General features: G+C 65.3%; 20 protein-coding genes. 8 read left to right on the top strand and 12 right to left on the bottom strand.

The features are described from left to right. Positions 1–32 precede the first annotated feature (32 nt). The 7 genes from HHL26_RS00255 to pedF all read right to left on the bottom strand — a co-directional run bounded on the left by HHL26_RS00255 (position 33) and on the right by pedF (position 8,694). Complete coding sequence (locus tag HHL26_RS00255; protein ID WP_169575630.1) at positions 33–1,220, bottom strand: HlyD family type I secretion periplasmic adaptor subunit; 1,188 nt, start codon at positions 1,218–1,220, stop codon at positions 33–35. Then, entirely contained in the window at positions 1,217–3,295 is a 2,079-nt protein-coding gene (locus tag HHL26_RS00260) for a type I secretion system permease/ATPase (RefSeq protein ID WP_169575631.1), read from the bottom strand. The genes HHL26_RS00255 and HHL26_RS00260 overlap by 4 nt, the downstream gene beginning before the upstream one ends. Continuing rightward, positions 3,292–4,584: a TolC family protein gene (locus HHL26_RS00265; protein WP_169575632.1), complete on the bottom strand. Its 1,293-nt coding sequence runs from the start codon at positions 4,582–4,584 to the stop codon at positions 3,292–3,294. The genes HHL26_RS00260 and HHL26_RS00265 overlap by 4 nt, the downstream gene beginning before the upstream one ends. Positions 4,585–4,742: 158 nt before the next feature. Then, positions 4,743–5,519 (bottom strand): response regulator transcription factor, encoded by a 777-nt coding sequence (locus HHL26_RS00270; RefSeq protein WP_087575641.1) that lies wholly within the window; start codon positions 5,517–5,519, stop codon positions 4,743–4,745. A gap of 11 nt (positions 5,520–5,530) precedes the next feature. After that, the gene (locus HHL26_RS00275; protein ID WP_087575640.1) at positions 5,531–7,270 is read right to left on the bottom strand and encodes a methanol/ethanol family PQQ-dependent dehydrogenase; all 1,740 of its coding nucleotides are present in this window, start codon (positions 7,268–7,270) and stop codon (positions 5,531–5,533) included. A 136-nt stretch (positions 7,271–7,406) separates the two neighbouring features. Then, positions 7,407–8,264 (bottom strand): transporter substrate-binding domain-containing protein, encoded by an 858-nt coding sequence (locus HHL26_RS00280; RefSeq protein ID WP_169575633.1) that lies wholly within the window; start codon positions 8,262–8,264, stop codon positions 7,407–7,409. A 4-nt stretch (positions 8,265–8,268) separates the two neighbouring features. Next, positions 8,269–8,694, bottom strand: coding sequence for a cytochrome c-550 PedF (pedF, locus tag HHL26_RS00285; protein ID WP_169575634.1), 426 nt, complete (start codon positions 8,692–8,694; stop codon positions 8,269–8,271). Between the two features lie 142 nt (positions 8,695–8,836). On the opposite strand from pedF, the gene HHL26_RS00290 reads away from it, so the two are divergent. The 3 genes from HHL26_RS00290 (at position 8,837) to HHL26_RS00300 (ending at position 13,799) form a co-directional block, all read left to right on the top strand. Continuing rightward, entirely contained in the window at positions 8,837–9,793 is a 957-nt protein-coding gene (locus tag HHL26_RS00290) for a PQQ-dependent catabolism-associated beta-propeller protein (RefSeq protein ID WP_169575635.1), read from the top strand. Positions 9,794–10,035: 242 nt separating this feature from the next. Continuing rightward, complete coding sequence (locus HHL26_RS00295) at positions 10,036–11,424, top strand: porin (protein WP_169575636.1); 1,389 nt, start codon at positions 10,036–10,038, stop codon at positions 11,422–11,424. Positions 11,425–11,510: 86 nt separating this feature from the next. Then, positions 11,511–13,799, top strand: coding sequence for a TonB-dependent receptor (locus HHL26_RS00300; protein WP_169575637.1), 2,289 nt, complete (start codon positions 11,511–11,513; stop codon positions 13,797–13,799). A gap of 78 nt (positions 13,800–13,877) precedes the next feature. Here HHL26_RS00300 and HHL26_RS00305 read toward each other — a convergent pair whose 3' ends face one another. Together HHL26_RS00305 and HHL26_RS00310 are read right to left on the bottom strand one after the other, a co-directional pair. Then, a complete protein-coding gene (locus HHL26_RS00305) occupies positions 13,878–14,825 on the bottom strand; it encodes a quinoprotein relay system zinc metallohydrolase 1 (RefSeq protein WP_169575638.1) in 948 nt (315 codons plus the stop codon). After that, the gene (locus HHL26_RS00310) at positions 14,822–15,562 is read right to left on the bottom strand and encodes a quinoprotein dehydrogenase-associated SoxYZ-like carrier (RefSeq protein ID WP_169575807.1); all 741 of its coding nucleotides are present in this window, start codon (positions 15,560–15,562) and stop codon (positions 14,822–14,824) included. The genes HHL26_RS00305 and HHL26_RS00310 overlap by 4 nt, the downstream gene beginning before the upstream one ends. Before the next feature lie 157 nt (positions 15,563–15,719). On the opposite strand from HHL26_RS00310, the gene HHL26_RS00315 reads away from it, so the two are divergent. The 4 genes from HHL26_RS00315 (at position 15,720) to HHL26_RS00330 (ending at position 20,678) form a co-directional block, all read left to right on the top strand. Next, a complete protein-coding gene (locus HHL26_RS00315; protein WP_087576052.1) occupies positions 15,720–16,238 on the top strand; it encodes a rhodanese in 519 nt (172 codons plus the stop codon). Positions 16,239–16,377: 139 nt separating this feature from the next. Beyond that, a complete protein-coding gene (locus HHL26_RS00320) occupies positions 16,378–16,830 on the top strand; it encodes a pseudoazurin (RefSeq protein ID WP_169575640.1) in 453 nt (150 codons plus the stop codon). Between the two features lie 8 nt (positions 16,831–16,838). After that, the gene (acs, locus tag HHL26_RS00325) at positions 16,839–18,803 is read left to right on the top strand and encodes an acetate--CoA ligase (protein ID WP_169575641.1); all 1,965 of its coding nucleotides are present in this window, start codon (positions 16,839–16,841) and stop codon (positions 18,801–18,803) included. 165 nt (positions 18,804–18,968) lie between these two features. Further along, the gene (locus HHL26_RS00330; RefSeq protein WP_169575642.1) at positions 18,969–20,678 is read left to right on the top strand and encodes an ATP-binding protein; all 1,710 of its coding nucleotides are present in this window, start codon (positions 18,969–18,971) and stop codon (positions 20,676–20,678) included. Positions 20,679–20,763: 85 nt separating this feature from the next. Here HHL26_RS00330 and HHL26_RS00335 read toward each other — a convergent pair whose 3' ends face one another. Together HHL26_RS00335 and HHL26_RS00340 are read right to left on the bottom strand one after the other, a co-directional pair. Further along, positions 20,764–21,417, bottom strand: coding sequence for a CoA transferase subunit B (locus tag HHL26_RS00335; protein WP_169575643.1), 654 nt, complete (start codon positions 21,415–21,417; stop codon positions 20,764–20,766). Next, positions 21,417–22,127 carry a CoA transferase subunit A gene (locus tag HHL26_RS00340; protein WP_066563577.1) on the bottom strand — a complete coding sequence of 237 codons (711 nt, stop codon included), beginning with the start codon at positions 22,125–22,127 and terminating at the stop codon, positions 21,417–21,419. Before HHL26_RS00340 ends, HHL26_RS00335 begins: the two co-directional genes overlap by 1 nt. An 84-nt stretch (positions 22,128–22,211) precedes the next feature. On the opposite strand from HHL26_RS00340, the gene HHL26_RS00345 reads away from it, so the two are divergent. Further along, entirely contained in the window at positions 22,212–23,132 is a 921-nt protein-coding gene (locus HHL26_RS00345; RefSeq protein ID WP_066563575.1) for a LysR family transcriptional regulator, read from the top strand. Here the strand turns inward: HHL26_RS00345 and HHL26_RS00350 are convergent. Then, positions 23,114–23,731, bottom strand: a complete 618-nt coding sequence (locus HHL26_RS00350; protein WP_140404646.1) for a hypothetical protein — start codon at positions 23,729–23,731, stop codon at positions 23,114–23,116. The genes HHL26_RS00345 and HHL26_RS00350 overlap by 19 nt on opposite strands. Positions 23,732–23,818 lie beyond the last annotated feature (87 nt).

The raw sequence follows: 23,818 nt of genomic DNA on the forward strand, positions 1-23,818 counted from the left end.
CTCCCCTGTTACATATTGTCCGTGAATGGTTCTCAGCGTTCCCGGAACGCTTCCTCGATCTTCAGCACCGGCCGCAGGAAATAGTCCCACACCGTCCGCCGCCCGGTCAGGATCTCGACCGTGCCGGTCATGCCCGGAATGATCGGCAGCGGCCTGCCGTCATGGACCAGCGAGGATTGCCCGGTGCTGATCAGCACGCGGTAAAAGGCTTCCTCATTGGGCTTGCGATCCTCGCGCAGCGTGTCGGGGCTGATCGTCTCGACCCTGCCCTTCAGCGATCCGTAGACCAGGTAATTATAGGCGGCGAGCTTCACCGTCGCATCCTGCCCCGGCCGGATGAAGGCGACGTCGGACGGTCTGATCTTCGCCTCCACCAGCAGCACGTCGCGGAACGGCACGATTTCCAGCATCGCCGCGCCCGGTTGCACCACGCCGCCGATCGTCGTCACCTGCACATTCTTGACCGTGCCCCGCACCGGCGCGCGCAGTACCGTGCGGTTCAGCGCGTCGCGCCGCCCGGTCACGACCTCCGACACCTGCGACAGCTCGCTCTCCACCTTGGACAGCTCCGTTCCCGCATCGGCGCGGTAACGGTTGGTGCGATCGCTGATCTGCATCTGCGCATCGTTGATCTGGCGGCGCAGGCGCAGCACGTCGACCTCCGGCACCAGCCCCCGCGCGGCCATGGGCGCGGTAATCCCCAATTCCCGCCGCATCAGCGCGATCGATCCGGACAGCGCCGCCGTCGACTGATCCACCGCCGCCCGGCGGACCCGGTACGTCTCCGTCTCATAGCGGATCAGGTCGGCATCCCCGGATATCTCCTTCGGGAAGGAGAGCGACAACCCGCTCGCCTCCGCCCGCAGCCGCGCCGCGCTCGCCAGCAGGGACCGCCGCCGTCGTTCCATCTCGTTGAAGGAGGATTCCGCCCGCGTCGGATCGATCACGATCAGCGGCTGGCCCGCTTCCACAAGGTCGCCTTCATGCACCTTGAGCGCGGAGACGATGCCGCCCTCCAGGCTCTGGATCGTCTGCACCTTGCCCGACGGCACGATCTGCGCCGCGCCGGTGGTCACTTCCTCCAGCACCGCAAAGCGCGCCCAGACCAGCAGCGTCGCCAGCAAAGCCAGCAGCAACAGGGAAAAGACCAGCCAGCCCGGATGCCGGTCCCGCACCTCGGCCACGGCCAGCGGCGAACGCAGGGCAGAGAGCATCGTCATGCCGCCGACCTCACCTTGCCCTCGGACAGCGCTTGCAGCACCGCGTCGCGGGGTCCGTCGGCAATGACCCGACCGGCGTCCATGATGATCACGCGGTCGACCAGCGGCAGGATAGAATTTTTGTGCGTCACGATCACATAGCCCGCGCCGCGCTCGCCCAAGGCGGCGATGCTGCGCAGCACCTCCGCCTCCGATTGCTGATCCATGGCGGAGGTCGGTTCGTCGAACAAAGTGACGGCCGCCTCCGCCATGAGCGAGCGCGCGACCGCCACCGTCTGGCGTTGCCCGCCCGACAGCGTATCGCCGCGCTCACCGACCCCCCGGTCGAACCCCAGTGGATGCGCGCCCGCCAGCGCCGTCACCCCGGTAGCCTCCGCCACCTGCAACAGCCGCTGGTCGCTCGCTTGCGGCGCCCCCACCAGCAGATTGTCGCGCAACGTCCCATGAAACAGCCGCGCGTCCTGCCCGACCAGCAACAAGGTCGAGCGGATATCGGCAGGCTCGATGGCGGTCATGTCGACGCCGTCGAGAAAGACCTGACCCTCCTGCGGCCGGTAGAGCGCCGCCAGCATCCGCAGCAGGGTCGACTTGCCGCTGCCGATCCGCCCGAGGATCGCGACTTTCTCGCCGCGCTTGATGCTCAGCGACACGTCGTTCAACGCCGGTTGCGCGCCCTGCTCATAGGAAAAGCTGACATGGCGCAGTTCCACATCGCCGCGCCAGGCATCGCTGGAGAGCAAATGGCGGCTGGGATCGCGGTCCAGCGGCAGGGCCATGATCTGGTTTAGGCTCGCCAAAGCCGACCGCACCTGTTGAAACCGTACCGCCAGCGAGGAAAGCGTCACCAGCGGCGCCAGCGACCGGCTGGAAAGCTGCACGCAGGCCACCAGCGCGCCCGCCGTGGTCTGGCCGATGCTCGCCAGATAGACGCCCCAGGCGAGCAGGACCGCCGAGCCGATCTGCTGCACGGCAATGGTGATGTTGAGCGCCAGATTGGACCAGCGCTGGCTGGCCAGCGCCCGGTCCGCGATGAAGCCGCTGGAAATCTCATGCCGCCGCCGCATCCGCCCTTCGGCGCGCAAGGCTTTCAGCGTCTCCAGCCCCTCCAGACTCTCGATCACCGTGCCGTGCCGCACCGCCGCCTCGCGCAGATTCTCGCGCGCCAGCTTCGCCATCGGAATCTGCACCAGCAGCGACAGGGCGAGCACGATGAGGAAAGCCAGCAACGGCACCGCGACCAAAGCCCCGCCGATCATCGCGCAAACGGTCAGGAACAGCAGCGCGAAAGGCAAATCGGCAATGGTCGTCAACGTCGCGCTGGTCACGAAGCCGCGAACGGATTCGAACTCCTTCAGCACATTGGCGAAGGCGCCGGAGGACTGCGCCCGCGCCTCCAGCCGCGTCGCCAGCACCCGCGAAAACACGGCATCGCCCAATATCAGGTCGATCTTCTTGCCCGCCGCGTCCAGCGCGTGGCTGCGAATAGTCCGTGACACGAACTCGAACAGACAGGCGATCGCGACCCCCGCCAGCAACGACCATAGCGTCACGAAGGCGAGGTTTGGCAGGATGCGGTCATAGACCGTCATCATGAAGATGATCCCGGCGAGCGAGAGCAGGTTGATCACCGCCGACAACGCCGCCGCCTCGTAAAAATAGCGGCGATGGCGCCACAGCACCGGCCAGAACCAGCCGCTGCCCTGCGCCGCCACCAGATCGTCGGCGCGCCCGTCCACAGCGGTCGGCGGCGCAAAGGCGATGCACCGCTTCACCTCATCCACGCCGATGCCGACCCCCGCCGCGTCGACCAGCACGTCGCCGTCCCGCCGCACGGCCACCAGCACCAGCCCATCGGCCAGCAGCGCAACCACCGGCAACACGTCATCGGTCACCGCCCGCGCCCCGATGGCGCTGGCGCGGATGCCCAGTTCGGCAAGGCCGCGCAGCATGTCCTCGGGATCGCCGCTCGTTCCGATCGCGGCGCGCAGCACCGCCGCGCTCACCCCATGCCCGCGCAAGTCCAGGCAGCGGGCCAGCGCATCGGACAGCGACGTCACGGCCACCAACTCCGTCATGGCCTTGCCCCCGGCCCGATCATTGGCCCCCCGACGACCGCCGGATAGATGCGCCCCAGCACGCCCATCAGTTGATATTGCGTCTGCGCAATATCGAAGCGTTCGTTCACCAATTGGGCGCGCACATTGAACCGCTCCAGCTCATAACCCAGCAGGTCGAGAATGGTCCGCCGCCCCAGCCGGAACTGTTCGAACACGATATTGCGCGCATCATCCGCCCGCGCGATCAGCCCCGCGAGCGAAGGCAGCCGCGCCCGCCGCTGCGCCTGGAATGTCCAGAGCCGCCGCACCTGCGCGCCCAGAGAAGTCCGGGCCAGCGTCGCGCTGGACTCCGCCGACTCCAGTTCCGCCCTGGCCGCTTCATGCCGCGCCCGCCCGCCGCCGCTGTCGAAGGGCAGGGCGGAGGCGCGCAACCGTACCGCAAAGCCGTTGAACAGCCGCGTGTCGCCTTCCACCGTCCGCTCGGATGTGCGCGCGCCCTCCAGCGCCAATTGCGGCAACCACCAGTTGCGCGTGCCCTTTACCGCCTCGGCATTTTCCGCGACCTCGATATCGGCGCTGCGCACGGCGGGACTGCCTGCCGCCATCGCCTCGCCATTTTCCGCCGTTTCAGGCAGGGCTCCGGTGATGTCCGGCACGCTTCCCTGCGGTTCGACCGGCAAAGCGGACACTTCGCGAATGCGCCCCCGCGCCTCGGCCAGCGTGATCTCCCGCGTCTGGAGCGCGGTGCGTGCTTGCTCCAGCCGCGATTCCACCATCACCACATCGGAAGCGCGGCCCCGGTCGAAGCTCGCAATCTCCACCACCAGCCGGTCCAGCGCCTCCAGCGCCGCCACCTGCTGCGTGCCGATGTCGATCAGTTCCGCTGCCCGCGCATGGTCGATCCAGGCGGCGGCGAGTTGTTGCGACAGATCGGCCAGCGCCGCCTGCTCCTGCACTCCCAGCAGGTCGACCCGTAACCGCCGCCGCCGGATTTCCGCCGGAGTGCGTCCGCCGTCATAGACAAGCTGGCTGACCTTCGCCTCCGGCAACAGGGCGAAACCGGACGACCGGCTGCTATTGCCGTCATCCCATCCCAGATCGGTTTCCACCCCGAATTGCGGGCGGTAGCTGGATTTTGCAGCGCGCACATCGGCGCGGCCGGCTCGGGTCAATTGCTGCGCGGCGACGATCCTGGGATGCGCGGCGGCGACACGCTCAAGCACCTGCTCGAACGTCTCGGCCCTTGCCGGAGCCGACAAGATCGACGCGCCCAGCAACAGACCCCGCCACCAACGACCGGAAACCAACAGCGAAATTCCCCCAACAGACTCGCCGTTGGACTAAAGAGCCTTGGCTTTTCGCACATCACCCATATGCGGTATGGCCCGGTAAAAGCGGGAGGGCCGGACTTTCCTGTCCTGCTACGGGACTTTTCATCCCAAGCCGAAACCTGTCCCCGGACCCGTCAATCCGCCCGGAAATGCACCTGATTGGCCTTGATCACCGCCTGTGTCCGGCTGAGCACGCCCAGTTTCTGGAGGATGGCGGACACATGCGCCTTGATGGTCGTCATCGACACGCCCAGATCATGCGCGATCTGCTTGTTGAGCCGCCCGCGCACCAGATGCGCCAGCACCGTCTTCTGCTGCGGCGTCAGGCTGTCGATCCGGCGGTTGATCTCATCCTCCTCCGCCGTCGGCGCGACACTCTCGCCCATGGCTTCGGGCAGGTAGATTTCGCCCGACACCACGCGATGCAGCGCATCCACGATGGCGCTGCGCTTCAACGACTTGGGAATGAAGCCCGCCGCGCCCGCGGCCAGCGCCTCCTGTACGATAGCGCGGTCGAAGGCGCCTGAAACCATCACCACGGGAAGGATCGGGAACCGATCCCGCAGCAGTTTCAGGCCATCAAGGCGGCGGACATCGGGAATGTTGAGGTCGAGCAGGATCAGGTCGAAATTATCCTGCTTTTCCAGCGTGGCGACGGCTTCGTCGAGCGTCGCCGCCTCGAAAATCTCGATATTGTCGAAGCTGATCGCGATCACGCTGCGAAGGCCGTCGCGTACAAGGGGGTGATCGTCGACGATCAGCACCCGCTCCATGATTGCCTCGCCACCCATATATAGGCCCACCCCTCGCCCCGGATAATCGGACAAGTCATGGGACGTGGCAAGCTGCATCGTGCCCGGCGGAATGGCCGGAATGGAGTGCATGTGGTTGCCGCGTCCCATGACGATCATCTTACTATCCTTTACTTGGGCAGCTTGAACACCCAGAGCGCGCCGCCCTGGTTGATGTCCTTGAAGCTTTTCGCGACCTCGCCGCCCCAGAGCGGCACCGCGCCGCCCCAGCCGGACATGACGGCGACATATTGCTCGCCATCCTGTTCCCAGGTCACGGGCGACCCGACCACGCCGGAGCCGGTCTGGAACTTCCACAATTCCTGCCCGGTCTTGGCGTCGAAGGCCTTCAGATAGCCCTCCGGCGTGCCGGTGAAGACGAGATTGCCCGCCGTCGACAGCACCCCGCCCCAGAGCGGCGCCTTGTTCTTATATTCCCAGACGATCTTGCCGGTCTTGGGATCCATGGCGCGCAGCGCGCCGATATGATCCTGCGCAATCGGCTTGATGGTGAAGCCCGCGCCCAGATAGGCCGCGCCCTTTTTGTAGGCGATGGGCTCGTTCCAGATGTCCATGCCCCAGTCGTTGCTGGGCACGTAGAACAGGCCGGTGTCCTGGCTGTATGCCATGGGCATCCAGTTCTTGCCGCCCAGGAAGCTGGGGGACGCGAAGACCGGCTTGCCCTTTTCCGTGGTCGGCGCGCCGGGGCGGCCAGCCTCGATCGTGTTGGGCTTGCCGCTCTTGTCGTAGCCATTGGCCCATGTCGTCTGCATCACGAACCTGTTGGCGCTGATGAACTTGCCATTGGTGCGGTCGAGCACGAAGAAATAGCCGTTGCGGTCGGCCTTTGCGCCCAGCTTCATCGGCTTGCCGTTGATCGTGGCGTCGAAGGGAATGAACTCGTTCACGCCATCGAAGTCCCAGCCGTCATGCGGCGTGGTCTGATAATGCCATTTGATGACGCCGGTGTCGGGATCGATGGCAAGGGTCGAACTGGTGTAGAGATTGTTGCCGGGGCGCAAATGGCTGTTCCAGGGCGCCGGGTTGCCGGTGCCGAAGAAGAGCAGGTTGGTTTCCGGGTCGTATGTGCCGCCCAGCCAGGTCGCGCCGCCGCCGGTCTTCCACAGGTCGCCGGTCCAGCTTGCGTTGGTCTTGCCGGTGATGCCGTTATCCTTGCCGCCGAGCGTGCCCATATGACCCTCGATCGTCGGGCGCCGCCAGACCAGTTCGCCGGTGTTGACGTCGCGGGCTTCCACCGCGCCGACGATGCCGAACTCGCCGCCGGAGTTGCCGTAGATCACCTTGCCCTTCACCACCATCGGCGCGGCGGTGGCGGAATAGCCGGCCTGATAATCGGCGGTCTGCTTGTTCCAGATGACCTTGCCGGTGTGGCGGTTCAATGCCACCATATGCGCGTCGAGCGTGGCGAAGATGATCTTGTCGCCATAGATCGCCGCGCCGCGGTTCACCACGTCGCAGCAGGGCATGATCGCTTCGGGCAGGCGGGCGTCATATTGCCACTTTTCCTCGCCGGTGCGCGCATCGAAGGCGAAGACGCGCGAATAGCTGCCGGTGACGTAGATGGTGCCGTCATAGACGATGGGCTGCGCTTCCTGCCCGCGCTGCTTTTCGCCGCCCAGCGAGGAAGCGAAGGCGGGGACGAGCTTGGATACGTTGGAGGCGTTGATGGCCTTCAAGGGGCTGAAGCGCTGCGCCTGCGGACCCATGCCATAGGTCAGGACATCGCCGGGCGTTGCCGCGTCGTTCATCAGGTCCGCATCGGTCGGCCCCTCGGCCAGAAGCGGCGCGGCGGCGATCGCCAGCGTCAATATTGCGGCGCCGGACAGGCCACGCATCATATGTCCTCTCATTCCATCCTCCCTCTGTTGAGGAGCGTTGGACACGCCCCCGACATCTTCAGATTATTGCACCCATTGTGCGCAGCAATTGGACCTTGGGTCGGGCCTTAAATCCTCCCTACGCTTTGCATAGGGAGGATTTAAGGCATCACCCAGCCGCCAGCGCGGGCATCCACTCAACCCCATAAGGCGCGAACAGCGCCTTCATCTCGCCGCTCAGGGCCATGGCGGAGACGATCTCCTCCACCGCATCGCCCAAAGTGCGGCTATTCTCCTTGACCGCCATGCCGATGTCCCAGCCGGGTGAGGTGAAGGCAGGCAGCGGGCCTTTGCGCACCGTCAAGCCCGCAGCCCCCCGGTGCAGTCCTTCCTCGATCTGCGCCCGGCTGGCGAGCACCGCATCGGCCTTGCCCGCAGCCACTGCCGCCACCGCGTCGGAGCCGCTGGGATAGTGCGCCACATCCTTCGCCAATATCCCGCCGAAGGAGCCGATCAGGTAGAAATCGGGAATGGAATCCAGCTCCGCGGCGAGGCGATGGCCGCGCCATCCGGTCGGCGGCGCTTCCAGGTCGATGGCATTTTGCGTACCCGCAAAACGAAAGCTTTCGCGATAATAAGGCGCGATGATCGCCACCTGATCGTTGCGCGCGGCGAAGGTCCGGTCGAAGGGAATGTGCAGCATCAGATCGCCGGGCGCGAAGCCGAGCAATCCGCCTTTCCACACGCCATGGCGCAGATCGTCGTCCACGCTTTCGTCGGCCACCAGTTCAGCGATATCGGCACGCACGCCCAGCTTCGCGGCGAGGGCATGGGCCAGATCGACGTCAAGGCCGACGAGCTTGCCGCCTTCCTCCCACGACCATGGGCGGTTGTCCTTATAGACCACCACCCGCAGCACGCCGAGTTCCTTGACCTTGCCCAGCGGCGCAGCATGGATCATCCCCGGCAAAAGCCCGAGCGCCGCCGCCGCGCCCGCTCCGCCCAAAAGGCTTCGCCGGCTGATCATGTCGTCAGCTCTGGAACTTGGTTTCGAGCCAGGCGCGGATCGCCCAGCCGGCCTTCTGGCCCAGAACATCCCCGAACGGCGGCATATAGACCTTCCCATCATGGCTGGAGCCGTGGCGGAAGCGTTCGACAAACCACTGATCGCCCGACTCGCCTTGCTCAAGATAGCGCAGATCGGGCGCGATGCCGCCGCTTTCCGCATCCAGCCCATGGCAGCGGGCGCAATTCTGGCCATAGGCCGACTGGCCGATCTCGATCGCCTTGGCATTGCCGCTATAGGGGTTTTTTTGAAGCCATTCCTCGCCGATATCCGGCAGGGCGGAGGTGTCGACGGCCTGCGGCGTCACATTGCCATGCGCCATCAGGCCGGTTGCCGTGGTCGCGCCTAAGATAGCCATGGCGCCCAGCAGCGAAATGCGTCCCAGATTCATCTTCGAAATCCTCACCCGTAATTCCCCTGATTGGCTGCGAGTGTAGGCCGACGGGCTTTGCTCCCCTATTGGCCGTTGGTACAATCCCGCTGCCGCAGCCCGCCCGATAGACCCTTGGGAGGAGAGCAGGATGGAGAGGAACATGAAGCGCATCCTATGGGCGGGGCTGATGCTGGTCCCGATGAGCGCGCAGGCTGAGACGCTTTATGTCTCCAACGAGCGCGGCAACAGCGTTTCGGTGATCGACGCGGCCAGCGCGAAGCTGGTGGCGACCTGGCCGGTGGGCGGACGGCCGCGCGGCATCACCGTGTCGAAGGACGGCAAATATATCTATCTCTGCGCGTCTACCGATCATGCGGTGCAGGTGATCGAGCGGGCGACGGGCAAGGTGGTGGCGGAACTGCCTTCCGGCGAAGATCCCGAGCAATTTTTCCTCTCGCGTGACGGCAAGACCCTGTTCGTCGCCAATGAGGATAATGCCGCGCTGACCGCGATCGATCTGGCGAGCAGGAGCGTCGCCTTCCAGGTCGATGTCGGCGGCGAGCCGGAGGGCGTGGCGCAAAGTCCGGACAGCCAATGGGTGGCGGTGACGTCCGAGGAAGACAATGTCGTCAACTGGATCGACGTGGCGAAAAGGGAAATGGTCGATGCGACGCCCGTCGACCTGCGCCCCCGCCATGTAGAATTCACAGCGGACGGGAAACAGCTTTGGGTCGCGGCGGAGGTGGGCGGCACGGTGCAGATCATCGACACCGCCTCGCGCAAGGTGGCGGAGACGTTGCACTTCGCCATTCCGGGCGTGGCGGAGCATCGCATCCTGCCCTGCGGCATCCGCTTCACACCCGACGGCAGGACGGCGGTGATCGCGTTGGGACGGGCGGATCATGTCGCGCTGGTCGACGTGGCATCGCGCAAGGTGCGGGCCTTTGTGCCGGTGGGCAAGCGGGTGTGGCACGTCGCGGTGAGTGGCGATGGCGGACATGCCTATGCCGCCAATGGCCTTTCGGACAATGTAAGCGTGATCGATCTGGCCAATGCCAGGGTGACGGGAACGATCCCGGTCGGCGCCGCGCCCTGGGGGATCGTGGTAGTTCCTTGAGTACGCCTTATCCCCCTCCCCTTGCGGGAGGGGTTAGGGGAGGGGCGAGCCGAGCGAGCTTCTGTCCTTACCGCCGAAGAGCGCCGCTGACGCGGCGCGCCCTCCCCCGACCCCTCCCGCAAGCGGGAGGGGAGGCTATTGTTCCAAGGGAGGAAGCCCTAAGTCCAATTTCCGTTGCGTCCCGTCCGCCCCACTCTTCCCTTCGCCGGGGGCTTTGACCGGCACATAAGAGGGAGGATGTTATGAAAAGGACGCTGCTCCTCGCGAGCGCGGCCATGGGGCTGCTTTGCGCGACTGCTACGCCAGCCATGGCGGGAACGACGGCCGATCTGCTGAAGCGGCTGCATGAAAAGGGTATTCTCTCCGACGATGAATATCAGGAACTGCTGAAGAATGAGAGCGCGGAGGCGGCGGCAGCCCCTGCGGCGCCTCCGGTAACGCCCGATGCGTCAGGCGGCGGGCGGACCGTTCGCATGACCGATAGTGGCGTGGGCTTTGAAATGGGCGACATCACGCTCAAATTCTCCGGCTCGGTCAACGGCTTCTACGTCCATGACAATGGCGAGGCGCCCAGCGCCACCAACAGCGTCGCGGGCGGCGTGGCGACCGTGGGCAGCAACAGTTCGGCCATCCGCAACGGCTTGCTCCCCGGCTTCCTGAAGGTGGAGGTCACGACCAACCAGGGCGGCTGGGACGTGGGCGCGCATTTTGGCATGTATCCGGGCATCAACTCCGTCAGCTATTCGGGCGGCGGCGCGAACAGCCCCGGCAATCCGCGCGGGCTTCAGACGGCGGGCATCGATTTCCGCCAGACCTATCTGACCTTTGGCCGCCCCGGCTTTGGCGAAGTGAAGATCGGCCGCGACATCGGCCTGTTCGCTTCGGAGCAGATATTGAACGACATCACCCTACTGTCGTCGGGCACGCCGGCGGGCAATGTCGCGCCGTCGAACACGACGCTGGGACGGATCGGCGTCGGTTATATCTATACCGACTTCCAGCCTCAGATCACCTATACCACGCCCAATCTTAGCGGCTTCACCGCCAGCATCGGCATTTTTGAGCCGCTCTCCTCGCTGACGGGGCCGGATGAGTCCAATAAGGAGCCGGGCTTCCAGGGCAAGCTGGTCTATGACGGCAAGTTCGGCGGCGTGGCGACGCGCCTCTGGGCCGCGGGCATCCGGCAGAAGCATAATGTGATCGCTGGCCCCGATTATACCGGCTGGGGCTGGGATGCGGGCGCGAAGGTGACGGTGGGGCCGCTGACGCTGGTTGGCACCTATTATGACGCATCGGGCCTTGGCACGACGGCGCTCAACCTGTTCGACACCGATGGCCTGGGCAATAAGCGCGACAGCCATGGCTTCTATCTTCAAGGGCTGGCGAGCTTCGGGAAATTCTCTGTGGGCGGCAGCTATGGTGAGAGCAATCTCGACTATGCCAATGCCGCCGACGCGCTCGCCAATCCGACGCTGGTGGACAAGAATTCGAGCTGGGTCGGGCAGGTCCGCTATGGCCTGACGAGCTGGGTCACGCTGCTCAGCGAATATGTCCACACCAAGTCGGAAGCGCATAACGGCAATCAGGCGAGTTCCGACGCGATCGCGGCGGGGGCGATCCTGTTCTTCTGATCCGACCCAAGGACCAATGTCACGGGACGGGGCCGCATCCTACCAAGGGTGCGGCCCTTTTCATGGGCAGATAAAAAGGATCGGGGATGAGGAAAGGCCTGTGGCTGGCCGGCACGGCATGGGCGCTTCTGGCTGGACGGGCAGAGGCCGGGACTGCCGAGGCCGATGCGGAGCGGCAGGCGATCATCGTCACCGCGCCGGGGGGCGCGGTCGATGCCGATGATGCGCTTCGCCTGACCGGCGCCGACATCAACCGCGCAGGAACGCCCGATCTGCTGGGCGCGATCACCCGCTCCATCGCTGGCGTCACCTTGCAGGATGCGCAGGGCAATCCCTGGCAACCCAATCTCGTCTATCGCGGTTTCACCGCCTCGCCGCTTCAGGGGCAGGCGCAGGGGCTGGCGGTCTATCTTGACGGCGCGCGCTTCAACCAGCCCTTTGGCGATACGGTCGCCTTCGACCTGCTGCCTGAAGCTGCCATCCGCAGCTTCACCCTGTTCGACAGCAGCGCCGTCTATGGTCTCAACGCGCTGGGCGGAGCGATGGTGATCGACACCAGGACAGGACTCAGCGATCCGGGACTGGAGGCAAGCCTGACCGGCGGCCGCTTCGGCGCGCGGGAGGCGAGCGTGGCCGGCGGTTTCGGCAAGGGTGACTTCAGCGCATTCGGCGCGTTCCAGTACCGCCATGAGGATGGCTGGCGCGACCATTCGCCGTCGACGCTGTATAATGGCTATGCCGATCTGGGCTTCGATACAGCGACGGGCGGGTTGCATCTGAAATGGGTCGGCGCGGATACGGACCTGACCGGCAATGGCGTCGCGCCGGTGGAGTTACTGGCGGTGGACCGGCGCGCGGTCTTCACCTGGCCGGACAATGCCAGGGCGCGCTATGGCCGGGTCAGCCTGCACCCCTGGGTGGCGCTGAGCGAGCGGACGCGGATCGAGGGCACGCTTTATGCCCAGCGGTTGAAGCTGCGCGCGGTGAACGGCGATGCCGCCGATATCGAGGGGTGCGGGGATGGATTGCTCTGTCTGGAAACCGTGGATGGCGGGGAAGAGGCGCTGCTGACGGACGCGAACGGCCATGCGATTGCCGATGTGCTGGGCGGCGAAGGCTATGGCGTGCTCAATCGGGGGCGGCTCGACAGCCGGGCGATGGGTGCCCTGGCGCAGATCATCGATGAGCGGCCCTTGCTGGGAGGAAGCAATCATCTCGCCATCGGCATGAGCTATGACACGAGCCGCAGCCGTTTCGGCGCCTCGACCATATTGGGGGCGCTGACCGAGGATCGCGGCGTCGAGGCGCTGGGACCGGCCATCGTGCAGGAGGATGGCGCTATCGGGCCGGTCGGGCTGGTGGCCCGCGCCAGCTATTGGGGCGTGTTCGCGCAGAACCGGCTGCCCTTGACGGAGCGGCTCTCGGCGGAGATCGGGCTGCGCTACAATCATGCCGCGATCGCCATGCGCGACCGGATCGGCACGGCGCTCAACGGCGACCATCGGTTCGAGCGGCTGAACCCCGGCGTGGAACTGGACTATAAGCTTTCGGCGGGGCTGAGCCTTCGGGCGGGTTATGCGGAGAGCAATCGCGCGCCGACGCCCGCTGAACTGTCCTGCGCGGATGAGAATGCGCCGTGCAGCCTCGCCAATTTCTTCATCGCTGATCCGCCGCTGAGACAGGTCGTCGCCAAAAGCTGGGAGGCGGGCGCGAGCGGGCAGGGGCGTCTGGGTGGGTTTCAGCTCGAATGGCTGCTGTCGGCCTATCGCGCGCGCAACCGCGACGACATTCAATATGTGGCGTCGGACATTCGTGGGCGGGCCTGGTTCCGCAACATCGGCGCGACCCGGCGGCAGGGCGTGGAGTTCAATCTGAAGGCGAAGCGGGGCGGCTTCACCGGCGGCTTCAGCTATGCCTTCACCGATGCGACCTACCGGCATGATCTGGCGCTTTCCAGCCCCGCCAATCCGGCGGCGGACGGGGAAGGCGTGATCTTCGTGCGGCCCGGCGACCGCTTGCCCGGCATCCCGCGCCACAGCGCCACGCTGTCGCTGGATTATGCGGGGCGGGGATGGTCGATTGGCGGCGATGTGATTGCGCGGTCGGGGCAATATCTGGTTGGCGACGAGGGGAATGATCAGGCGCGGCTGACGGGCTATGCCGTGGTCAATCTGCGCACCGGGATCGACCTTGTGCCGGGAGTGACGCTGTTCGGGGAACTGCGCAATGCGTTGGACCGGAAATATGCGACCTTCGGGACGTTCAGCGATGTGGGGGAGGTGGTGATGGAAGAGGCGCCGGACGCGTCCGATCCACGCGCTTATGGGCCGGGTGCGCCGCGCCGCTGGTATGCGGGGGTGAAGGCGAAGTTTTGATGAGGCTCGTGCGCATGGCATCCTTCCCCTTTTCGACCAGCGCCGGACGATCGATCCGGCTTTTGGTCCGGCAGCGGTTCAGCCCGGCTGGTCGATGCGCGGTAGTAGCCGTGCCTCCAGCCCCGGATAAAGGTGGGAAACGCTGCGCTGCAATTCATAGCGCGCCGCCGCCATGGTGGCAAAACGATTCGGGATCGGCAGTTCGCCCGCTTCCACCATGTCGAGGCCCGACCGCACGGCCTGCGTCAGCGTCTCTTCCAGCCAGTCGATCCAGTCGCGGGTCTGGGCGATGGCTGCCCTGCCGTCCGGGTCATAGGGGCCATGGCCGGGGATCAGCCCGCCATGCGGCTCAGCGCTCAAACGATCCAGGCTGACGCGCCATGCCGGCAGATCGGCGGTCGGCGTGCTGGGCGCGCGATTGTGGAAGACGAGGTCGCCGCCGATCAGCAGGCCGCTTCGTTCATCCACCAGCGCCAGATCCGCACCACTATGGCCGGAGAGCGCCAGCAATTTCAGGGCGCGGCCGCTGAAATCCTCCCGTCCGGCCGTGATGGTCCGGCCCGGTAGCACCAGTTCGGTGCCCCGCATCCAGTCGTTCAGCAGGCGATACATCGCATCCGAATAGCCGCGCCCTTCTCGCGCAAGCGCTTCTATCGTGCCGGGCAGCGCGGCGACGATCCGGGGATCGAAAGCGGCGATGCCCATCCCATGATCGGGATGCAGGTGGGTGACATAGGCACGGACCACCGGCTTCCCCGTCAGCTCCTCCGCAACCTTTCGCAGCGCCCGCGCATAGGCGAGCGACGGTCCGCAGTCGCACAGCACCGTCCCGGCCGGCGTGGCGATGATGATGATATTGGCGATGGCGCCCCCATTGGCCGGGGCGATGGGCTCGTCCGCGCCATGGACCATCCAGATGCCGTCCCCCACCGCAACCGGTTCGATGACATAGTTGCCCTGCGCTTGCGCGGGAAGGGCGATCAGCGCCGCGCCTGCCGCCAGCATCCCGCGCCGCGTCAATATCATTGCGGCATGGGCGATTGGCGCGCGACGGTGAGCGCCGCGCGATAATCGCGTCCATTGCTGTCGCGTCCCTCGATCGTCAGCGCGGCGTCCGCCGCTGCGTGGGGCATCAGGGTAATGGCCGGGTCTTCCGCGACCGAGGCCCAGATTGCCATTTGCGCCATTTCCCGTCCATTTGCGTCTTTGACGGTCAGTTCCTCCAGATGATAGGTCGGGATGTTGTCGACCAGTCCAGTGTCCATCGGATGGCGAAAGTTGAGGCGCAGGCGGCTGGAACCCGTTGAGAGCGGCCAGGCCTCGCCCCTTATCTCGCCCAGATGGTCCGCCCAGTCGCCCTTCACCCGGCTGACCGGCGGCGTCGAACAGCCGCCGCCCGCCGCGTCGATCCAGCCGCCCGATACCAGCCACTCGCCGCTTGCCAGTTGCACCGCGCCCCGGACCGGGGTGCGCTGGTCGAGCTTGATGCGGGTGGCGAGATAGGCGTCGCTGTCGGTTGGACGATAGTCGATGGCGACCGGAATCGGATTGAGATCGGCCATCAGGACGATGCGCTTGACGCCGGGGATGGCGCGGGCGTCGATCGCCACCGGAAAGCTGCGCTGATTTTCCGCGATCATCGGGAAGTCGACCTTCACCCGTGGGTCGAAACGCACCGGCGCATCACCGAACAGCAGTTTCGCATGGGCTTCCCACATGGGCGATCCCAGCGGGTCGGCGGGTGTCGCGGCCTGTGCCCGCATGGCAAAAGCGAGCAGGACAAGGCCAATGGCGGCGCGACTTTGCCTTTTCACATCCTTCTCCCTTGGTGCAGGTCTATCGGAGGACGCGATGCGGTACCATTGGCCCTTGGGTCGGATGAGAAGGGTGGGAAGGATGAGGGGAATCTGGGCCGGAGCAATGCTGCTTTGCGCGGTGCCCGTCGGCGCGGAGCCGCTGTTCGGGCCGGATGGCTATCGCATCGCGCATTATCGCGCGCCGGTCAGTCAACCGCCGGACGGCGTTGGCCGGATCGCGCCCGCCGCAGCGGCGCAGCTGCGGCCGGGCCGGGATGCGGTTTTCCTCGACGTCGTTGCTGCCGAGGGCGGCCACCGCGAAGCCGATGGCCGATGGCGTCTCGCGCAGCCGCATGACGGCATTGCCGGCGCCCACTGGTTTCCCGATACCGGCCGGGGCGTGCTGGCGCCCGGCGTCGGGAAATGGTTCGAAAGCGGTGTCTGGCGGCTGACGGGCGGGCGGCGGGACCGGATGCTGGTGGTTTTCTGCCGGTCCGATTGCTGGATGAGCTGGAACGCCGCCCGGCGGCTGGGCGGGATGGGCTATCGCAACGTCTGGTGGCTGGCGGAAGGGACAGACGGCTGGCGGGAGTTGGGACGACCCTTGGTTCCGGCCGTGCCGGAGGGCGGCATCGTCCCATAGATGCATGGAAGCTTATCCTGTTCCCGCCTTTGCAGGAACGCCGTGCGCGGAGGAAGGCGCCCTAGGACCAAAGGCCCATTGCGGTGATCCGCCGCGCTGCGTCATCTTGCGCCAAAGCCAATTTTCCTGGGAGAGAGCCTTGATCCACATTCGCATCACCCTGGGCGGCATCGCCGCCGCTACGCTTCTGACGCTGGCGCCGCTGTCGGCGCAGGCCAAGGATATCGTCGTCCATATGAAAAACCAGGGCGCTGATGGCGCCATGGTGTTCGAACCGTCCTTCGTGAAGGCGGCGGTGGGCGACACCATCCGCTTCCAGCCGAGCAGCCCCAGCCATAATGCCGAAACCATGCCCAGCATGCTGCCCGCGGGCGCCACGCCGATGAAGGGCATGATGAACAAGGAAGCGGTGCTGACCGTGACCAAGCCGGGACTCTACGGCATCAAGTGCATGCCGCATTATTCGATGGGCATGGTGGCGCTGGTGCAGGTGGGCAAGGTGGCCCCGGCCGATCTTGCCGCCGCCAAGGCGGTCAAGTTGCCGCCTTTCGCCGCCAAGCGGATGACCGCCGCGCTCGCCAAAGTGAAGTGAACGGGCCGATGCTGAACATCCCTACGCAAAGAAGCGATGACCTCTACCCCGTGCCGCCCCACTGGGCGGCAAAGGCGAAGGTCGATGCGGCGGGCTATGCCGCCGGCTATCGCCGCTCGATCGAGGATGCCGACGCCTATTGGCTGGAGCAGGCGAAGCGGCTGAATTGGCTGCGCGAGCCGACCCGCGCCGATGAAAGCAGCTTTGCGCAAAGCGATTTCGGCATCAAATGGTTCAGCGACGGCATGCTGAACGTGTCCGCCAATTGCCTCGACCGGCATCTGGCCGAGCGCGGGGACCAGGCGGCGATCATCTGGGAGCCAGACGACCCCAGCGAACCGGCGCGGCGCTTTACCTATCGGCAGGTGCATGAGGAAGTCTGCCGCTTCGCCAATGTGTTGAAGGGCGCGGGCGTGGGACGCGGCGACCGGGTGACGCTCTATCTGCCGATGATAGCGGAGGCGGCCTTCGCGATGCTAGCCTGCGCGCGGATCGGCGCGATCCATTCGGTGGTGTTCGGCGGTTTTTCGCCCGAAGCGCTGGCGGGCCGGATCACCGATTGCGACAGCAGGATCGTCATCACCGCGGATGAAGGCCGGCGCGGCGGCAAGACGGTGCCGCTCAAGCGCAATGTCGATGCGGCGGCGGCGCTGGCGCCGATGCTGGAACGCGTGATCGTCGTCCGGGCGACCGGCGGCGACGTGGCGATGGAGCCGGGCCGCGACGCTTATTATGACGAACTGGCGTCAAGCGTTTCAGCCGACTGCCCGGCGGAGGCGATGTCAGCGGAAGACCCGCTGTTCCTGCTCTACACCTCCGGATCGACGGGCAAGCCCAAGGGCGTGCTGCATTCGACCGGCGGTTATCTGCTCTGGGCGGCGATGACCTTCGATCTCGCCTTCGACCATCGGCCCGGCGAGGTGTTCTGGTCCTCCGCCGATGTGGGCTGGGTCACGGGGCACAGCTATATCGTCTATGGGCCGCTCGCCAATGGGGGCACGACCCTGATGTTCGAGGGCGTGCCCAACTGGCCCACGCCGTCCCGCATCTGGGAAGTGGTCGACCGGCATCAGGTGACGACGCTCTATACGGCGCCGACCGCGCTGCGTTCGCTGATGAAGGAGGGGGACGCGTTCGTGACCCGCACCAGCCGCGCTTCGCTGCGGCTGATGGGCACGGTGGGCGAGCCGATCAATCCCGAAGCCTGGCGCTGGTATCATGAGGTGGTGGGCGACGGCCGCTGCCCGATCGTCGATACCTGGTGGCAGACGGAGACGGGCGGGCACATGATCACGCCGTTGCCGGGGGCGACCGACCTCAAGCCGGGGGCCGCGACCAAGCCCTTTTTCGGCGTTGCGCCTCTGCTGGTGGACGGCAATGGCGTGGCCGTGGAGGGGGCGGGCGAGGGCAATCTCTGCATTGCGCGGAGCTGGCCGGGTCAGGCGCGGACGGTCTGGGGCGATCATGAACGCTTCTTCCAGACCTATTTCACTACCTATCCGGGGCTGTATTTCACAGGCGATGGCTGTCGGCGCGATGCGGATGGGGATTATTGGATCACCGGGCGCGTCGATGACGTGATCAACGTGTCGGGCCACCGCATGGGCACGGCGGAGGTGGAAAGCGCGCTGGTGCTGCATGAGGCGGTGGCCGAGGCGGCAGTGGTCGGCTTTCCGCACGACATCAAGGGGCAAGGCATCTACGCTTATGTGACGCTCAACAGCGGCGAGGTTGCCGATGAGGCGCTGCGCAAGTCGTTGGTGACATGGGTACGGCAGGAAATCGGGCCGATCGCCACGCCCGATGTGATCCAGTTCGCGCCGGGCCTGCCCAAGACGCGTTCCGGCAAGATCATGCGCCGCATCCTGCGCAAGATCGCGGAGGGAGAGGTGTCCGCTCAGGCGTTGGGGGACATATCGACGCTGGCCGACCCGGCAATCGTGGAGGAATTGATCCGGAGCCGGGCGGGATAAGTCGACCTTCTTTCCCACCCGGCGTTGCTTGCCGAAAGCGCAGGGTTAAGGAAGAATTGACGGCCACTGGCCAAGCCCTGCTCCTAAACCATTGATCATAATCGCTTTGTGATCGGCCGCGTCCAATGATAGGAAGAGACGCGGTTCCGAGGCAAAAGGTTGTCGATGGATAGGAAATTGGCAAGCGAACGGGGTGCCGAACAAAAGGCGTTGGCGGCGCGGTGGGGCATCGCCACCGAGGCCATGGAGGCTTTGGCTGGGGCGCGGTCCATGGAGGCGGTGACCTATGTGTTGCGGGCCTTCGCGCGCCGTGCCGTGGGGGCGGACGGCATTGCGGTCGTCCTGCGCGATGAGGACCAGTGCCATTATATCGCGGAAGATTCGATGGAGCCGCTCTGGGCGGGGCAGCGCTTTCCCGCCTCAAGCTGCGTGTCCGGCTGGGCCATGGAGCATCATCAGACAGTGGTGATTCCGGACGTTTTCGATGATGATCGCGTGCCGGTCGAGGCCTATCGCACCACTTTCGTGCGGTCCATGGTGATGGTGCCGATCGGCCGCATCGAACCCATCGCCGCGCTCGGCGCCTATTGGTCCGAATTCGCCCAGCCCACCGACAATGAGATCGCGCTGCTGGAGGGCTTGGCTCGCGCCGCCTCCACCGCGTTGGAAAATGGGCGGCTGTTCGCGTCGCTCGAAGCGCTGAATGACCAGCTCGAACATCGCGTCCGGGAACGCACCAGCGAACTGGAACGGTCGCAGGACAGTCTGCGCCAGGTCCAGAAGCTGGACATGCTTGGCCAGTTGACCGGCCATGTCGCCCATGATTTCAACAATCTGCTGATGCCGATCGTCGCGGGGCTGGACCTGATCCTGTCGGGGAAGAGGACGCCGGAGTCCATCGAGCGGCATGCCACCATCGCCATGCAGGCGGCGGAAAGCGCCCAGACTTTGGTCCAGCGGCTCCTGACCTTCGCCCGCCGTCAGCCGCTTGCCGCCAAGGCGGTCGAACTGCCAGCTCTGTTAGGCGGCATGCAGGATTTGCTTGCCAGCACGCTAGGGCCGCGGATCGCGCTGTCGATCGACCTCCAGGCGATGCTGCCGCCGGTTCGCGCGGACGCCCATCAGCTTGAGGTCGCGCTGCTCAATCTGGCCGTCAACAGCCGGGACGCCATGCCCGATGGCGGCATGCTCAGCATCAAGGGGGAAGCCAGGCGCAACCGGCTGCCCGCCGCGCTTGCGCCCGGCCAATATGTCTGCCTCACCGTCACGGACAACGGCACCGGCATGCCTCCGGCGGTCAAGGCGGCGGCGATGGAGCCTTTCTTCACGACCAAGCCGTCCGGGCATGGCACGGGGCTCGGCCTGTCCATGGTCCATGGCCTTGCCGGCCAATTGGGGGGCATGGTGGAAATCGACAGCGCCATCGGCAAGGGCACCAGCATCCGGCTCTGGCTTCCCATCGAGCGCGCGCCCATCCCGAAGGTCGATCTCCCGGTCGTGGAAGAGGGGTCCAAAGAGCGTTCGGGGAAGGTTCTGCTGGTGGACGACAATGATCTTGTCCGGAACAGCACGCGCGAAATGCTGATCGACATGGGCTATGAGGTCATCGACACCGACCGCGCCGAACGCGCCCTTGGCATGATCGAGTCCGGCGATCGGCCTGACATCCTCATCACCGACCATATCATGCCGGGGATGACGGGGGTGGAGTTGGCGCTGCGCCTGCGCGTCGATCACCCGCACATCGCCCTGCTTATCATATCGGGCTATGAGGGGGTCGACCTGATCGCGCCGGACATCACCCGCCTGTCAAAGCCGTTCCGGCACCAGCATTTGCAGGCCTGTATAGCCGCGGCCCGCGCGCAGGCGATCTGACCGGGGGCATTTTCAAGTCGGAGGATCAGGCCGGAATAACCCGTCATGCCGAACGAGGCCGGCATGACGGGTTATCCCTTATTTTTCAAGCGGGTTGAACAGCGTCGACCGTATAATGCGCGCTTGTCTTGGCGGCGACTTCTTCCGCCGTCACGCCCGGAGCGAGTTCGACGAGGCGGAACGGGCTGTCATGGTCGGGCCGCTGAAAGACGCAAAGGTCGGTGACGATCATGTCGACCACATTCCGTCCGGTCAGCGGCAGGGTGCAGGCCGGGATGAACTTGGGGCTGCCGTCCTTGGACGTGTGTTCCATCACCACGATGATCTTTTTGACGCCCGCGACCAGGTCCATCGCGCCGCCCATGCCCTTGATCATTTTGCCGGGGATCATCCAGTTGGCGATGTCGCCATTTTCCGACACCTCCATCGCGCCCAGCACGGTCAGGTCGATATGCCCGCCCCGGATCATCGCGAAACTGTCGGCGCTGGAGAAATAGGCCGAATTGGGCAGTTCGCTGATCGTCTGCTTGCCGGCATTGATCAGGTCGGCATCCTCCTCGCCCTCATAGGGGAAGGGGCCGATGCCCAGCATGCCATTCTCGGACTGGAGCGTCACTTCCACGCCCGCCGGAATATGGTTGGCCACCAGCGTCGGAATGCCGATGCCCAGATTCACATAGAAACCGTCCCGCAGTTCCTTCGCAGCGCGGGCAGCCATTTCATCTCTCGTCCAGGGCATCAGACAGCCTCCCTCTGGCGAACGGTTCGGAATTCGATCTTCTTGTCATAGGGCGCGCCGACGATCATGCGCTTGACGTAGATGCCCGGCAAATGGATCGCGTCGGGATCGAGGCTGCCCGTCGGCACCACTTCCTCGACTTCGGCCACGCAGATCTTCGCCGCCGTCGCCATCGGCTGGTTGAAGTTGCGCGCCGTCTTGCGGAAGATCAGATTGCCGCTCTCATCGGCCTTCCAGCCCTTGATGATCGCGACGTCCGCGAAAATCCCACGCTCAAGAATATAGTCCTGGCCGTCGAAGCTCTTGACTTCCTTGCCCTCGGCCACCGCGGTTCCCACGCCCGTCTTGGTGTAGAAGCCCGGAATGCCCGCGCCGCCGGCCCGGCAGCGCTCGGCCAGCGTGCCCTGGGGGCAGAACTCCACCTCCAGCTCGCCTGCCAGATATTGCCGCTCGAACTCCTTGTTTTCACCGACATAGGAGGAGATCATCTTCTTGACCTGCCGCGTGCGCAGCAGCTTGCCCAAGCCCTCGCCGTCGATCCCGGCATTGTTGGAGGCGATGGTAAGATCCTTGACGCCCGAATCCCGGATCGCGTCGATCAGCCGCTCGGGGATGCCGCACAGGCCGAAGCCCCCCGCGCATAGCTGCATCCCGTCGAAGAGCAGACCCTCCAACGCGCTCGCAGCATCCGAATAAAGCTTTTTGACCATAAGCATGCATCTCCTTCGAATGGTCATTCTGGCGGGAAGGATTTATCATTTCTAATGATTTGTTTTTTGCTCTAACCAAAAACAATGTCTATCAATCGCATCGGCCTCTTCCATCTCGAAACCTTGCTCTGGATCGACCGGCTCGGTACGTTCGCCGCCGCCGCCGAACGGCTGAACACGACGCAGCCCACCATTTCGGCGCGCGTGCGGGAATTGGAGGGCCATCTGGGCGTCCGCCTGTTTCGGCGCGAAGGCCGGACCATGTCTTTCACCCCCGCCGGACGCCAGTTGGTGCGGGATTGCGGACCGCTCTGGAGCGATCTGCAGAGCATGCTCCTGCGCTGTGGAGGGTTGGAGGAAGCGACCGGCGTGATCCGAATCGGGGCAGGGGAGATCGCCGCCGCAAGCTGCCTTCCTCCCTTCGTGTCCCAATTGAAGGCGGATATGCCGCATGTCAGCCTGGAACTGGAAATCGACCTCACCGCCAACCTGATCCAGCAATTGCTGACCGGGCGCACCGACATCGCGTTCGCGGCCGGGCCTGTGGCGCATCCGTCGCTCCAGTCCCATCCGATCGGGGCGGTTCGCCTGGCCTGGCTTGCCAGTCCTGCCGTCGCTGCGTCATTCCACGGCGATGCGGGGGATCGCACGATCCCGATATGGTCGCTGGCCAGCCATTCACCCATTTACGGGCGCATGCGCGATGCGATCGCCGCTTCGCGGATCGCGCATAAATCGCTCAACCTGTGCAACAATGCGCGGATGATGATCGACATCGCCAAGGACGGGGGCGGGATCGGCATTTTCCCCGAGCCCATGGCCCGCGACGACCTGATGAGCGGCGCTCTGGTCGAGCTGGAGGGAATGCCTGCGCTGGCGCCCATCGACTTCCATGTCGCGAAGCGCATTTCCGACAATGATCCGGTGACCCATGCGATATTCGATCGCGCCAGCGCGCTTCGTCTGGGACCGGAAGGCGATGGCGATCAGGAACCCAATGCCTGATTGGGATCGATGGTCCTGATGCTGGAGGGCGCCTCCCGGCCTTCATAGGGGGCCGCTACACCGGGCGCGGCAGGGGCGGCGTTCGATCCGATGTTAACCTCCCTGTCGACATAGACCTCGAACAGCGTGCCGGAGGGTAATTTGACGTCCTTGCCACGGATGATCACCGCCAGCGGCAGGAAGAGGATGCCCGCGCCCACCGCGCCCAGCGTGCCGGATTTGCCCTTTGCATTGCGCTCGCCGCGCACCGGCACGTCGATTCCGCCCGCCTTGACCGTGCTGACCTTGATGTCCAGCTTGCCGGACCGGCCCAACAGGCCATTGTCCCTGGCCCGGCTGACCTCACCGACCGCCGGGCTGCCCGCAGGGATCAGCGTCACGCCCCCGATCGTGACCGGCTTGGCCACCGCCAGCTCGACCGGGTCGCCAGCGCGCGCCGATTTGGAGGAAAGCTCCTGACGCGTCTCCAACTGGATGGCCATGCCTTCGGGAAGGATCGTCGACTGGGCGATGGCCGGACCAGCGGTCGCCGCCAGCAGCAGGGAGGCCAGAGCCGCCCATCTCCTGGTCCGGCGCATCGGCAATGACGCGTGAATCATCGGGCCATCCTCTCCACCTGATGCAGTTGGTCGGGCCTCCAAAATCGAACGCAAGTTTACGCTTCTGAAGCCGGGGCATCAAGAAAC

Source organism: Sphingobium sp. TB-6, from assembly GCF_012927365.1.
In the GTDB taxonomy this organism is placed as follows: domain Bacteria; phylum Pseudomonadota; class Alphaproteobacteria; order Sphingomonadales; family Sphingomonadaceae; genus Sphingobium.